At 64.2% G+C, this 14,620-nt stretch carries 10 protein-coding genes and 1 riboswitch; of the genes, 1 reads left to right on the forward strand and 9 read right to left on the reverse strand.

Annotation, left to right across the window (positions count from 1 at the left end; translation table 11 throughout):
* From ACZO3G_RS05715 to ACZO3G_RS05755, 9 genes are all read right to left on the reverse strand, one after another.
* The coding region (locus tag ACZO3G_RS05715) for a PAS domain-containing protein (RefSeq protein ID WP_486846917.1) at window positions 1–2,289 on the reverse strand (2,289 nt) is incomplete at its 3' end.
* A gap of 119 nt (window positions 2,290–2,408) precedes the next feature.
* Complete coding sequence (locus tag ACZO3G_RS05720; protein ID WP_276871546.1) at window positions 2,409–2,987, reverse strand: DapH/DapD/GlmU-related protein; 579 nt, start codon at window positions 2,985–2,987, stop codon at window positions 2,409–2,411.
* Window positions 2,988–3,131: 144 nt separating this feature from the next.
* The gene (locus tag ACZO3G_RS05725) at window positions 3,132–3,671 is read right to left on the reverse strand and encodes a hypothetical protein (protein ID WP_276871548.1); all 540 of its coding nucleotides are present in this window, start codon (window positions 3,669–3,671) and stop codon (window positions 3,132–3,134) included.
* Complete coding sequence (locus ACZO3G_RS05730) at window positions 3,671–3,910, reverse strand: bactofilin family protein (RefSeq protein ID WP_276871551.1); 240 nt, start codon at window positions 3,908–3,910, stop codon at window positions 3,671–3,673. The genes ACZO3G_RS05725 and ACZO3G_RS05730 overlap by 1 nt, the downstream gene beginning before the upstream one ends.
* A gap of 176 nt (window positions 3,911–4,086) precedes the next feature.
* Window positions 4,087–5,544, reverse strand: coding sequence for a hypothetical protein (locus ACZO3G_RS05735; protein WP_277138483.1), 1,458 nt, complete (start codon window positions 5,542–5,544; stop codon window positions 4,087–4,089).
* Window positions 5,545–5,570: 26 nt separating this feature from the next.
* Window positions 5,571–6,797: a hypothetical protein gene (locus ACZO3G_RS05740; RefSeq protein ID WP_276874860.1), complete on the reverse strand. Its 1,227-nt coding sequence runs from the start codon at window positions 6,795–6,797 to the stop codon at window positions 5,571–5,573.
* A 57-nt stretch (window positions 6,798–6,854) separates the two neighbouring features.
* A complete protein-coding gene (locus ACZO3G_RS05745) occupies window positions 6,855–9,116 on the reverse strand; it encodes an InlB B-repeat-containing protein (protein WP_277138484.1) in 2,262 nt (753 codons plus the stop codon).
* A gap of 444 nt (window positions 9,117–9,560) precedes the next feature.
* Window positions 9,561–10,412: a tyrosine-type recombinase/integrase gene (locus ACZO3G_RS05750; protein ID WP_276874752.1), complete on the reverse strand. Its 852-nt coding sequence runs from the start codon at window positions 10,410–10,412 to the stop codon at window positions 9,561–9,563.
* Window positions 10,413–10,676: 264 nt separating this feature from the next.
* Window positions 10,677–13,589, reverse strand: a complete 2,913-nt coding sequence (locus tag ACZO3G_RS05755) for an ICP22 family protein (protein ID WP_276872294.1) — start codon at window positions 13,587–13,589, stop codon at window positions 10,677–10,679.
* A gap of 110 nt (window positions 13,590–13,699) precedes the next feature.
* A riboswitch (cyclic di-GMP riboswitch) is annotated at window positions 13,700–13,782 on the reverse strand.
* A gap of 247 nt (window positions 13,783–14,029) precedes the next feature.
* Here ACZO3G_RS05755 and ACZO3G_RS05760 point away from each other — a divergent pair.
* Window positions 14,030–14,560 (forward strand): putative ABC transporter permease, encoded by a 531-nt coding sequence (locus ACZO3G_RS05760; RefSeq protein ID WP_276872292.1) that lies wholly within the window; start codon window positions 14,030–14,032, stop codon window positions 14,558–14,560.
* Window positions 14,561–14,620 lie beyond the last annotated feature (60 nt).

The following is a 14,620-nucleotide window of genomic DNA, read 5'->3' on the forward strand; positions in this document are numbered from 1 at the left end:
GAGCTTGTCCGGGTCGCCCAGCTGCTTTTCCGCGATGGAGGTCATGCCAAGGATGGCGTTCATCGGCGTGCGGATGTCGTGGCTCATCCGGGAGAGGAACTCCGACTTGGCGTGGTTCGCCCGCCGGGCGCCCTCGTACGCCTCCTCCAGCGCCCGCTTGGCCGCCTGGTCCTCCGCCTGACGCTCCAGCTCCCGCCGCTTCTCCCCGCTGATGTTGCGCAGGGTGACGATGGCGGTCCTGGTCTCCGCCCCCTCCGTCGAAACCGGGTGGATCTCCAGCCGCAGCCAGGGCGACGCGGTGCCGTCCGACGCGTTCCGGTGGAACTCCGCCTCCGAGTGGCCGCTGATCCGCGAAAATTCCCCGAGCAGGCGCTCCCGGTCGCACAGCCGCGCCACGCGGGGGCGGTCGCCCTCCGCCACATGGGGGAGCAGCCGTTCGCACAGGTCCCCGGTGAAGCTGCCGGTGCGCGGAAAGGCCATCGCGTCGCTCGCCTGCGGCAGACGCACGGCGTAGTACTCGTTCGCGGTCAGGTTGACGTAAAAGATGCTCACGTACATGCCGCTGATCGCCTGCAGGGCCGACTGGCTCATGTGCAGGCGTTCGCTGTTTTCCGAAAGCGTCTCCTTCATGCTGTGGATGTCCCGGATCGTGCCCACGACCCGGCTGAGCCGCCCCTCCCGCAGGATGGGACGGCTGCTCACCCGGTGCCAGCGGTAATCGCCGGGGGCGGCCCCGGGCGTGACGACCCGCATCTCAAACATTTCGCCCCGCCCGTTGCAGATGTTGTCGAGCGTGGCTGGCACGTCCTCCGGGTGGATGAACGTTTCGTCCCGCAGCCTCCGCGAATAGTCGCGGATCTCCCGGCGGATGATCCCCTGCCCGTGCTGCGGCTCGTAGCTGATGAAGGTGTCGGAATCCACAAGGTACTCGAACAGCGTGTCGGAGCTGGACTCCATGGCCACGCGGTACATCTCCTGCTCCTGCTCGAGCTGCTGCTGGAGGGCCCTGCGCGGTGTGATATCGATCATAGTGCGCTGGATGACCGCGTCCCCCTCCTCCGTCCGGCCGACGATCATGTTGGTGCCCTCCAGCCAGTGGACCGAGCCGTCGCGCCAGCGCGCACGGTATTCCCGGTCCTGGCGGTCCCCCACCTCGTGCAGCAGCAGGTAGGTCTTCCGCAGCATGACGCGGTCCTCCTCCAGCACCGAGCCGAGCACGCCGCCGTGCCAGTCGCGCAGGCCCTCCTCCATGCTTCCGTATCCCAGCAGGGAGAGCGCCGCCCGGTTGAGGGAGATCAGGTCGCACGCCCCGCCTTTGCGGCGGACGAAGCGGATGATCCCGCAGGGGACGGTGTCATAGATGCTGGTGAGCAGCGCGGTCTGCTCCCGGAGGCGCTGGGAGTCCTCCTCGGCCTGGGTCACGTCGAGGTAGAGGCTGTTGACCATCCAGTTGCCTTCCGCGTCCCGGGCCTTCTTCCCGCTGTCGATGATCCATTTGAGACTGCCGTCCTTGCAGCGCACCCGGTAACGGGTGGAATAGGAGAGCCCGCCGTCCCGGAACGCCTCGGCGCAGTCAGCGAGCGCGTGCGCGAGGTCGGGCGGATAGACGGCGCCCACGGCGCTTCCGCCGCTGGCCTCCATAAATTCCTCCACCGTGTATCCGAAGAGCGCGGCCGCCTCCCGGCTGACAAAGGCGAAGGAGTAGGTTTCGTCGTCCCGGCTGATCTTCAGCCCGCCGGCGATCGAGCTCATGACCACTTCCATCTGGCGGTTCTGCTGGACCGTCTGCGCCTCCAGCGCGGCAAGCCGCTCCTGTACGAAGTCGTAGGACTGGCGGCCGATCTTTTCGGGGAAGAGCTCCTCCTCCACCATCTCCTGATAGGGGTTGGAGCAGTGGATGTGCGCGCAGCGCAGGCCGTCCGGCGTCTCCTGGAAAACAAAGGTCACCCGCTGGTGCACCTTCAGGTACATCTTCACGCCGGGCGCGGTGGTGATCCACATCCGCCCCGTCACCACATAGACCCCCGGCGCCGGCTCGATCACGTCGTATTCCTCGTCCCGGATGTCGCAGCGGGGGATGGCTCCGCCGAACCGCCGGAACATCTCCGCCGCCGCGCCGCGGTCGGCGAGGTACTGCTCCTCCCCCGCGCCCAGCCAGGTGAACTGCGGCGCAAAAAAGGAGGCCACGCCCCCGGCGTCGCCGTCGCAGTAATGCATGTGCATCAAGCGGCTGGCGAGGGCCTTGGCCTCCTCATGGCGCCGGACATGCGCATCCCTCTGATTTTCCAATGCCTCCCGACCTTTCCTCCGCGGCTGAAAAGCGGATATCCTTTCCCATGATACTTGATTGTTTCCCGCCCGTCAAGGGAGCCGGGCGGGAACCGCGTCCGCGCTTTGCGGGGAACGGTCTACCGTTCGGCCTCCCCGTCCCTGCCGAGGAACTTGATCAGCCGGGCCGGATTCCCGCCCATCACGGCGTTGGGCGGCACGTCCCTCGTCACCACGGCGCCCGCGCCGACGATCGCGTTTTCCCCCACGGTGACGCCGGGCAGCACGATCGCGCCCGCCCCGATCCAGACGTTCCCGCACAGGCGGATGGGCCGCGAAACCGTGCACCTGCGCATCGCCGGTTCGGCCGCGTGGTTGGTCGTGATGAGGCTGACGTTCGGCCCGATGAACGCGTCGTCCCCGATCTCGATGCCGCCGCGGTCCATAAAGGTGCAGCCGGTGTTGATGAAGACGCGGCGGCCCACCCGGATGTTCCTTCCGAACCCCGCGTAAAAGGGCGGGCAGAGGCGCAGCGTCTCGTCGATCGGCGTCCCGGTGAGCCGTGCGAACCACGCGCGCACCTGCTCCGGGGTGTGATAGCCCATATTCAGCTCCGCGGAGAGCCGGTGGGCCTCCCGGATGATCTCATTGATGACCCCGTAATCGGGGTCCTCCAGCGAGACAGGAAGTCCCGCGCGGTCCCTCTCCAGAATATCCATCTCTTCCGCCTTCCTTCCGGGAGGGGGGTCCCTCCCCGTTTTCTCCAGCTTATCACATCCGCCCGACCGTTTCAATCCATTTCGCAGGGCGCGGGAAACGCAGAAAAGGCCGCATGGATCGAAATCCACGCGGTCCTTCGGCGGTCATTCCCCTGCGGGGCGGCTGCCGCGGAGAAGCCGTTCTCCGTCCACAGGCCGCCTTGCGACCCATCTGCCCGGTTTGTCCATCCGTTCCAGCGTCTCCAGAAGCATTTCGCCCAGCTCCAGCACGCTTCGGAAGTTCACCCTGCGCCTGCCCTCGGGCCACTCCACGCTGCCCTGCCAGGTGGCGTTCTGGCGAAAGAGCACCCGGATATAAAACCGGGTCTTGGCGGAGAGAATCTTCTTGAGCTCGCCCGGCTCCCAATACCGCACCAGAGAGGATTTCGGCAGGAAGACGGGGGGCTTGGCCGCCATGTTGTCCAGATCCCGCCCGGACAGCCAGCGGCGCTCGAACGTCGCCTGCGGGTGGTCCAGCGCGTCCAGAATCTGGTCGATGCGCAGGAAGAGGTCCATGAACCCGTAAAACGGGATGTAGGACTCCAGATAGCAGTTGAACAGCCGCCCCTCCGGGACGCCCAGCTGGTAGGCGTCCACCCCCACCACCATCAGGGCCGCGTAATCCGGCAAACCGTCCTTTTTCATCACAGGCTCCCTCCCTGAGCTTTCGTCAACACGGCGCCCGGCCGCAGGACGACCTGTCCCGCCCGCAGGCTCCCGGTGACTCTCGCGCCCGGATGCAGGAGAACGGTCCCCTCGGCCGAGATCTCCCCTGCAACCTCCCCGTACACCTCCAGCGCCGGGCAGGCGATGTTTCCGCGCAGCCGGGCGCGCGCGCCGATGATGCTTCGCCTTTCCCAGTTGATGAACGCTTCCTGTTCCACTGCGGACGCCTCCCTGATTCATTTTTGTCATGCGGGCGCCGTTCCGCGCCCGGGGGAAATGCCGGCCGGGCGGCGCGGCAAGAGGGCGCGCCGCGCCGCCGGCCGGTCATTCCGCACGGCCCTCCGCCATTGGACAGAGACTTGGAGAGACGGCGGAGGGGCCTATCCATATGGGCTCAGGCCCTTGAGGAAAGCATGATGCCGGTCGGGACGCGCAGGGGCCTGCCGGCCTCCTCCTGCGCCTTTGCGGCCGCGGCCGCGTCGGCAGAGAAGACGTAGGTCCCGAAGGTGCGGTCCTTCGCGGTGAACATCAGGTCGCCCCCGTCGTTCCCGGTATAGCGGAACTCAGCGGTGACGTCCTCCAGCGTGTCTTCATCGATCAGCTGGTAAATCCGGATCTCCTCCGGATCGATCAGCTCTTCGCCGTCGCGGCCGACGAACGGATTGGCCAGCTCCAGCTTGACGCGGGTCACGCCCGTCATCGTCGGCTTGCCGGAAAACGCATAGACGCAGGCGTCGGTATCCGCGAACCGGCCGTCCAGGATCCCGGAATCCCAGCGGGTGGAGAGCTTGGCGTAGAACTTGCCGGGGTCGCTGTCGCCCAAAAAGGTGGCGCGCGCGATGGTGCCGCCGTCGTTCTCCCAGGTGATCTCGTTGCCGTCATTTTTGGAGGGCTTGACCATCAGCCCGCGGTCGCCGGCGGCAAAGTCCGCGTCCGCGTCCACCACGAGGTTGTTGATCCACAGCCGGTCGCTCTCAAGGGTGATCTTGGTGCCCTTGGGGATCACGTCGACGCCCGGGACGAGGGTGGTCACATCCTCGGGAAGCCAGTAACTCTCGGGGGGATAGAGCCCGAACCAGGCGTTGCCCCAGGCGGCCTGCGCCCCCCTCAGGTCGATGTCCTTCTTGGCCTTGATCTCGAGCTTGAAGGTCACGCCGGCCTCCTTGTCCTGCTGGAAATCCTTCAGCCGGACCTGCGCGTAGTAGGAGCGGTCATGCGCGTTCATGCCGGGGCCGGCGGCATAGCCCGGCAGGCCGTCCGTCGACGGGTCGGTCAGGAATTCGATGTCCGCCGCGTCAAACTCCCTGTCGACGAGCTTGATCGACTCGATGTATTTCGCGTTGTCGCCCTTCTTGATTCTCACGTCGAGGTAGTCGTCATAGTCGAAGATCGACCGCCCCTCCAGCGTGCCCGCGGCGTCCTGCAGGTCCCCGACGGTCGGGAAGTCCGACTTGAGGTAGACCCAGAAGGGGTTGAGGGTCAGGTAGAGCGTTTCGCCGGGCTTGATCAGGTCGTTCAGCCGGTCGTTGGGTGTGTAATAGTCGCCGTTTACCCCCTCGGCATAGTGCCAGCCGGCGTTCAGGGTGTCCTTGGCCGGGTCGTAGCCCGGGTCGCCGGCGTAGACGACGGTGTCGAGGTGCCCGGATTCGTGCTTGGCGTTGTCCGCCTTCTCCACGATGACCCTCCGGCCGATCGTCCAGGGGTTGCCGTCCGTGTACTGGGAATCGTTGATCGCCCCGGTAAAATAGCCGAGGGCTTCCTTTTCGGCGCTGGCGCCGCCCGCGGCCGAGACGGGGACCGCCGCCGAAAGGGCGAGCGCCGCCGCCAGTGCAAGGGATAAGAGCTTCTTCATGAGAGTTCCTCCTTCAATAAAGTCGGTCAGCGCCCGGTGTTCGGGATTTCCTTTTCATCCGCGGGCTCTCCTGCGGGCGCCTCGCCGGCCAGTGTTTTTTCAACGAAGATGTAGGTGCCCAGCGTGCGGGTTTTGAGGGTGAAGACGTCGTTGCCGTCCTCGTCCTCGCCGTGCCGGAACGCCGCGGTCGCGTCGATCAGCTCGCCGTCTTGAACCTCATAGATGCGGATGTTTTCAAGGTCCGCGGTCAGCTCCTCCTCGTCCCAGTCGTAGTAGGGGTTGTAGAGGGTGAGCGTGGGGCGGATGGTCGAGGAGATGGACGGGTTCCCGACGAAATCGAAGATGAATGCGTCCTGGTCGGCGAACAGCTCGGCGTAATCCCGGTCGTCCCACCTGGTGGACAGCTTCGGATAATACTTTTTGGTCTCGGAATCCGCGTAGAATTCGAGCTTTGCGATCGCATGGTTCTCATTTTCCCAGGTGACCGTGTTGTCCTCGTTCCTCTCCGGCTTCACCACGTAACCCCCCTGTCCGGCCATCCAGTCCTGGTCGCCGCCGCGCTCGGTGCGGTTGCCGATATAGATCGCGCCTTCGAGCGAAGCGCCGGGGACGGTGCCCGCGCCGGGACCGTTTTTGAGGGCGGAGGCGGAGATGACGTACTTGGTGCCCTTGCTGATGCCGTTTACGCCCGAGGAGCCGGCGGTCCCGTTCTTCGACTCCACGAGCCTGCCGCCGGACTCATACACCATGTCGCACCTCGCGGTGAAGGTGAATTCGGGGGAGAGCTTGTATTCCGCGTCGGTGTAATCGTCCTTGATCACGATCTTGACGGCGCGGTCCCTGTCCGCCCCGCCGGTGACCCGCTTCTCGGCGATGGACATCGATTCGATGATCTTTTTGTCGTCGTCTCCCCTGCCCGCCTTGAATTTGAAAAGGTCCTTGTCAAAGAACGCCTCCAAAAGGGCCTCCCGGCCCGCGCCGCTCCAGCCGGCGAACAGGCCGCCGCCGTCCTCCGGGAACTGGCCCGCCGCCAGGTCGCCGGGGACGATGTCCAGGGTGTCCAGGACCAGATAGACGGTGGTGTTGGGGACGCCTTCGCCGTCCGGATTTTTGGCGACGGTCTCGCCGTCGTCAAAATAGATGGCGCCGTTGACGGTGGAGATGTGCACCTCGTCGGCCTTGGCGGCCAGAGCCGGAACGGCCGCCGAGACGGCCAGCAGCACGGCCAGCACGCCGGATAATAGCTTTCTCATAGGGTTTCCCTCCTGTTATTGTTCTGGACCGCCGCGCGGCGGTCCGTGCAGATATGGTTACCTCCTGCCGGGGCGCTTGGGAGGCGCGGGAACAACCGGCGATCCCCCGCCGGAGGACGAGGGCGCGTACTGCGCGGTGACCGTCTTGTTGCCGGTGACGGGGGTGTCCCTGTCGACGGAAGCGCCGCCTTCATCCACCCAGCCGATGATGTCGCCGTCCGTCGGCAGCCGGTCGCCGAGGCTTTCGCCATCGGGGACCTTGACCCTGGTCGTCCCGTCGTTGGTCACGATGGTGACGCTCCAGACGTTCTGGACGGCGGCGCCCTTGTCAAAGACCGCCGTGATCGTCATGTCCCCGTTCACCGGGAGCGCGGCGAGCGCGTCATCCTGGACGTCTGCCGCCCCGTCGCCGTCAACGTCCCAGCCCTTGAACTCGTAGCCGTCGTTCGGCTTCGTCCCGGGCGCGCTGAAGCCGCCCTCCGCGTCGCCGAGGACCGCGCTGCCCGCCCTGTCCAGAACGGCGAAGGCGTCCCTTCCGCTGATCGAGCCGTTGGGCCCGGAGGTAAACTTCACGTTGTAGGCGGGGACGTAGACCGGCTTGACGGTCAGTTCCCCGGAGACCTCCGCGTTTTTCAGGGCCTCGTTGTCCGCGTAGTCGGCCGCGCCGTCGCCGGTCGTATCCCAGCCGACGAACGCGTAGCCGGAATCCGGCTTCGCCTCCGGAAGGGTCTTGCCGTCCTTCTTGATCTCGACCGCGTCGCCCAGCCTGTCGCTACCCGTCTTAATCACGGTGAATTGCTTTTCACCGGAAAGGGTCCCGTGGTCGGCGTCCTCGAACCTGACGGTGAAGCTGCTCTGGTCCTCGTCGGGGATGCCGTCCCGGTTGAAGTCCTCCTTCCAGATCGGCTTCACGGTGATGGAGGTCCCGGTCATCGTCTGACTGCCGTCGAAGAGGACTTCCGCCCCGTTATCAAACTGCCAGCCGTCGACGACGTACCATTCCTTCTCCGGGTTTCTCGCGGGCCGGTCGCCCTCGGTAATCGGGTCGCCCATCTCCTTGGGAACGTTCAGGCTTGCGGTCTCGCCCTTTTCATTGAAGCCGTCCGGCCATTTCCCGTCGGCGGGGCTGAAATTGAGGCCTGCGGCCCTCTTCTTCCAGACGCCGTAAATGTCGGTCGCCTTGTTGACGGTAAAGCTGTCGCCCGCCTTATAATAGGTGCCGGTGCCGTCCGTCTTGTCGTTCCAGCCGAGGAAATCGTAGTTGACGCTGCCCGCCACGCCGGAGACGTCCGGCGTGGCGCCGACGACCGCGTTGACGGTGTAGGGCGTTCCGGGGTCGATGCCGGTGTCGCTGGCCTCCACGACGGGGTCGGCGTCGGTCGGGAAGTTTCGGATGTAGCGGACCGTGTAGCCCGACATCATGCGGAAATCGGAGAACTCGATGCGGGTCAGGCTGCTACAGGCATGGCTTTGGTAATCCGCGCCAATGCCGATCCCCGCGCCGGTGTTTTCGATGCCGCCGTCATAGAGCGTCACCGGGGCCTGCGCGACCAGCGAAGTGTTTCCGTCGCCGTCGGAGACTCTCTCGTACTGGGCGTAGGAGGCCAGTAGATGGGTGGGGTCGATCTCCATTTCGATGTGGATTTTGCTGCTGGTGGAGCTCGTATTGTACGCGGGAAGAGACGCCACCCTGCTGACGCCGCTGAAGGAGGTCACCGTGGAGCTCGCGGACATCGCCGCCGCGTTCACCTGCGACGCCTTCAGCAGCTGGACGCTGCTCCCCTTGTTGGCCGGGAAGTAGATGATGTACCCGTCCAGCGTGCCGTTTTCGATCTGCGCGTTGACAAAGATCATCGAACCGGACAGGGTGTGCGCGTCAATCCGCGCAAAGTCCAGGTCGAAGCTGACGACCTTCTTGGCGGAGGAGGCGGAGTGATAGATCATGAAGTCGGCCATCGCGTCCCTGCCGTAGCCGGCGAACATCACGCTGGACGAGTTGGCGTCGCCCTTGACCATGATGTGGCGGTCAAAGTTGTGGCAGACCAACAGATCGTTCCCGGACATCACGTCCGTGAAATAGCCCTGCACCCGTTTGCCGTCGGAGTAGCTGTTGTCCGCGGCCTGATAGGGGTGCAGGTCGTCGTTGACCGACCCGTCCCAGTTTGTGCCGTAGTGGTCGTAAACGGTCCAGCTTTCGCCCATGTAATCGGTGGGATCGATCACTTCGGCCGAACCCGCCGCAAAGGCCGGAAGCGAGAAGCCGGTCGCGATCATCGCGGCCGTCAGCGCCAGGGAAATCAGTTTCTTGGTAACTTTCAAGTACAACCCCTCTTTCCTGTTTCGTTTATTTGCATGGGATAGCAAACGATAGACTTCGGGTCCCGCCCCGGCGGCGTGCAAACCGGAATTGCGGCGCAGAAGCGGTAACAAAAGAAAAGCACTACATAATCCGTATTATGTGGTGGTTAAACCGGACCCGTCCGAATCTTCCGAAAAAACGAAGACGGGAAGCGCCAGAAGGCGCTTCCCGCGAGCGTTTATGCCGTTTCCCGGACAGGGGCATGGACCGAAAAAGTCACACGAATGTGCTTTTTCGGTCTGTTTTGCGTGCTGAAATCAGCGGATCGTTCGGATCCGCTGATTTTTTCTCTTGCTTTTTACGCGAAAATAGGATAAAATAAAAAAACCGGAGGGGAATTTTGTCAATATATGTATATCATCAACCACATAATACGGATTATGTGGTTTTTTTATGTCGATTTGCTACAACACCAGCCTGAGAGAACTGATCCGCCGCTCATGCTCGTATCCGCTGGTCACAGTATAGATGCGGGTGGTCTCCACGCTGCTGTGCCCCAGAATATCCGCCAGGCGGAAGACGTCCTTATCCACCGCGTAGAATTCCTTCGCGAACAGGTGGCGCAGGTTGTGCGGGAAGACCTTCGTGGACTCCACTCCCGCCGACCGGCAGAGGTTTTTCATGTCGTGCCAGATGTTGCTCCGGTCGAGCGGCCGGCCCGCCCGGGTCGCGAACACCGGCCCCGATTCGATCCCCGACCGCTTCATATACGCCCTGAGCGCCTCGCGCAGCTTCGGCGGGAGGAAAATCCTGCGCCGCTTGCCCTTCGCGGACACCTCGACGAGGTTCGCCGCCACCGCCTGCGCGGTGATCCACCGCAGCTCGCTCACCCGGATGCCGGTGGAGCAGATGGTCTGCATGATCAGGGAGAGGCGCGGCTTGTTGCTTTTTTGCGCCGTCTCGAGCAGCCGCAGGTATTCCTCGCGGGTCAGCTCCCTGTCCGTTTCGCAGAACATCCGGCGCTGCCGCCTCAACAGCTTGACGCGGCAGCCGTCCATGCCCGTCGCCGCGAAGAACTTGTTGAGCGCCGCGAGCTTGGTGTTGACGGTCGCCGACGAGCGGTAGGTCTTCACCAGGTGGTCCTTGTAGGCGATCGCCTCCTCCTTATCGACCGGCTCCCCCTTTTGCAGGAAGCCGCAGAAGTCCCGTACGTCTCTCATATACTGCGCGATCGTAAGCTCGCTCTTTTCTTCCGTGACCAGCCGGCGGCGGAATTCATCCAAAAGCTGATCCGTTATTCTGTATCTGCCGATCATTGATCTTCACTCCTCCACTGATGATTTTTACTAGAATGTCCAGTTGTCGGCATGTTATTTCGGCGTTTGATTACAGAATCGTCGGGTTTTGTCCGTTCGGTTTTTTCTCATTATACCAAGGCCGGTCAAGGCCGCCGCCCGCTGCCGGGCCCGCGCGCGGACAGGATATCGGGGCATCCGCTGCTTCCGTCCGGAGGGCAATGACAGAAAAAGGCGCCCGCCATGGGGGACCCATGGCGGGCGCCTTCTATGAAAACGCCGCTGTCATCTTCCGGTATTCGGGATTGCCTTTTCCCGCCCGGCAGGCTGTTCCGCGGACGCGGCGGCGGTTCCCGCCGCGTCCTTCAGCTCGTCAAAGGAATAGAACACCTTGTTCCCCGCGACCGCCCCCAACGACGCGCCGTCCAATACCAGGACGCCGCCGGGATAGCGGAGCTCCAGGATCACCCCGTGCTCCTTCAGCAGACGGATGATCCCCGCCGGCACGGTCTGTTCCGACCGCGCGTTGACCCGCACCGTCTGCCCCTCGGGCGCGGACCGGATCAGCCGCTCGACGGACGGCCAGATGGATTCCGCCGAGCCGGAGCCGGAGCCGGACGAATGATGCCCGGAGCCGCCGGACGGGCGGGACTCCTCCGATTCGGTGTAGGCCAGCACATAGAGGGAAAAGCGGTCGGTCAGGACGGTTACGGTTTTCGGGTCGTTGTCCGTATCCGGAAGCCGCGTGTAGGAAAGGCTTCCGTCCGGCTGCTCATGCGCGCGGATGACCGTGAACGTACGCTCATAGCCCGCCTGCGGGAGCAGGTCCTCCGGAAGCTCGATAACGAGCGGGATCGGCGCGATGGTTTCCGGGACGGCCTGCGGCGCCGCGTTGCCGACCTTTTTGAAGAGCTGGATGTCGAGGCTCGCGCCGATCGTCTCCCCCTGGAGGCTGCCCGCGAGTTCCGCCTCCACGTCGGCGGCCAGCGCGGTCTTTTCCACCTTGGGATAGATCTTCACCGTCGTGCCGTTCTGGACCTGCTCCTGCTCCCTATCGGTCAGGACGCTCGAGGCGATGTGGGAAGCCTGCTCCTGCGGCAGCTCCGTCTTCGGCGCGCCGTCGGCGATCTCCGAGTCGATGATCACATCCCCCGAGGCGAGGTTTCCGATCGTCCAGGCGGCCAGGTTTCCCTCCTGGGAAAAGCCGAGGTCGAATCCGCTGCCGGCAAACCACCCCGCGGGAACCGTTTCATTGTCGTCCGCCTCATAGGAGACGGCGACGTCCCCATTGTTCCAGCCGCTTCCGAGAAGTTCGAGGGAGACCGCGTCGTCGTCGGCTCCCGTCTTTGTGAAAAAGCCCTTCAGGTCGAGCCGGTCGGTCAAGCGGATCGTATCGAAATGCGCCACGCCGACGATCTGGCTGTTTCCTTCGTACAGGGTCAGCGACGCGCTTCCGGTCCCCGACGGGACAGGCATGTCTCCCCGCAGGTTTCCGCCGAGGATCATTTCAGCCTCGCTGTCCGAAACGGTGATGTCGCAGCGGTCCGTCACCGAGGCGTCGCCGCCCGTGCTGTCGGTCCCGCCGATCACGGTGCAGAAATATTCATTCTCCGGGAAAACCGCGGGATGATGATCCCCCTTCACGCGGTCCAGGGTCAGTTCGACGGAACCGACGGCCGCGTTCGCGCCGGCGCCCGCATCGCCCCCGCCATAGATGCCGCCCGGAATCAGGCAGTCCTCCAGGAGCATGGTCACGCTCCCCACCGACGCGTCGGAACCCGTCCCCGAGGCCGTTCCGCCGCCGTAAAACACCGCCGCGGCGGGACTTCCCCATTGGTCCGCGACCGGCGCTTTCGAGCCCGAAACGGTCAGCTCCACCCGGCCGATCGAGGCGTTGCCCCCGCCGCTGGCGTCGCCGCCGCCAAGCACATAGGCATAAAGATTGGGGCAGTCCTCGATCAGCGTCCGGGCCGTCCCCGATACGGAGGCGTCCCCCTTGCTGGCCTGCCCGCATTCGTAGCTCATCATCTCGGAGGTCCCGACCGTGCAGTCGATGCTTTCCGCCGTCGCGGAGGCGGATGCTCCGCTGGCGTAACCGCCGCTGTAGACCTCCCGCACGTCAAGGCCGGTGAGGCGCATGCTGATGGGGCCGTTCACGTCGGCCGCCGCCCCGCCCGACGTCGCGGTCGCGTAACCGCCTCCGCGTACACTGTAGGTCGCGCCCCCCTCCAGCACCTTCAGGGAGACGGCGCCGACCGAGGCGTCCGCTCGGTTTCCGCCGTTGGAATAGGCGTAACCGCCGCCATAGATATAGTGGCCCTTATTGGTAAAGCCTTCCCCCGGGAGAGAGCCGTAGGCCCGGCTTTCGGTGCGCGCGGTCCCCGCGACCCGGGCGCTGGCATCGCCGTTTTTGGCCTCCGCATAGCCGCCGCCGTAGGTTTTTACAAGGATTTCCCCGGCGGTCTCAATCTTTGTATCGCCGCTCACGTCGGCGGAATGGCTGCCGTCCGAATAACCGCCGCCATAGACGGCGCTCACCGGAACGCCGTCCAGCGTGACGCTGGTGTCCCCATCGACGTCGCGGTTCTTGCCGCCCCCGAAGACGGTTTTGCCTCCGGGAGAGGGAAGCTCCAGCTTCCCGTCCGTCCCGTAGAAGATGTAGCACGCGCCGTCCTCCTCGCCGATGATGATGGCGGCCCCGTTGGCGTAGACGCGGTTCCCGTCAATTTCCGGAACGGGACCGTCCTCCTCGGAAAGCGCGGCGACCGCGGCTTCCTCCTCCACGGGCTCCAGTCCGTCCTCATCCCCCGGCTGTTCCTCTCCGGGGAGCTCGTCCCCGGGAGTTTCCTCCGGCGGGTCCGTCCGCCCGCTTTCGTCCGGGACTTCCGGGTCCGTCACCGAGTCGGCGGGCCCGCCGTCTCCCGGCGTCTCTTCCCCGCCGTCCCCGGAATCCGCATCTCCCGGGAGTTCGGCGGGCGGGTCCTCTTCATCCGTTTCCGGTTCGCCGGGTTCTTCCGCGCCGCCCGTCTCCGGGACTTCCGTGGAAGGGGGCTCCGGGTCGGGGACCGGGTCCGCCTCCACGGTTTCACGCGGCTCTTCCCCGGGCTGCCCGTCCGCGGCGAACAGGGGGAGGCTGCCTCCCCACAGCAGAACGACTGCCGTAAGAAGCGCCAGAATCCCTTTCATCTTGGTTTTCATACAAACTACCCTCTCTAATAAAATACTGCAAAAAAAATACGCACCTCATTTTTCAATGATAAAATGCGCAGTCATACATAAGCAACGCCCCCGGGCTCCGGGAGCAGATGTGCTGCAACTGGCTGTCATCGCTTACGCATTAGACCCTATAGCTTTGCGTCCCTGCCTTTAGGCAGGTTTGCCCAATATGGAATTGTCACAAATTTTTTTGATGCTTCGAAATGATAAATTCTGTGTTACTTATAAATATATACCTTATTTTGCGGAATGTCAACGCGGTTTTTTATGAAAGATCTCCCAAATCGGCCGCCGGGCCCCAATTGGGAAAATTTCCTCCGCGGCTTCCCTTCCCGCCCGGAATCTGTCATAATGGGACTATCTTTCCGTGCTTCCGCCCCGCCCGCCGGGAGGGGCGGGAGCACGCAAAAAGGAGGGCCGGGATGCTGGTCAAAGCCGAACGGTATTTTCTCTGCTTCCTGTCATACTCCGTTCTCGGATGGCTGTACGAGGTATTTCTCGAGGTCGTCGTATACCGGTGGGGCTTCTCCAACCGGGGCGTCCTCTTCGGGCCCTACTGCCCGATCTACGGGGTGGGCGCCCTGGTGCTGGTCCTCTCCCTGCGAAGGCTGCGGGATCGCGACATCCGCATCGGGAAGCTGCCGGTCACGCCCCTGCTCGTCTTCGCGTCGGCCGGGGCCATCGCGACGGTGATCGAGCTCATCGGCAGCTACGTCATGGAATTCACGACGGGCGGCTGGATGTGGGACTACCGCGCGTACCCGCTGAATTTTCAGGGGCGGATCGCGCTCAATCCGAGCGTCCGGTTTGGGCTCGGCGGCCTCGTTATCCTCTACCTTCTCCAACCGTTGCTGGAGCGCGCGGCGCGCAGGCTGCCCGGCAGGGCCCTCGCCCTCCTGAGCGGTTCCCTCGCGGGGCTGATGCTTTTGGACGCCGCCGTGACCTTCTTTTGAGGCGGATTCCGGAAGGCGCAGTGAGGGACGCGGCCGGTGCAAATAAAAAAGAGCCGGTGG

It is taken from the genome of Anaerotruncus sp., from assembly GCF_057433415.1.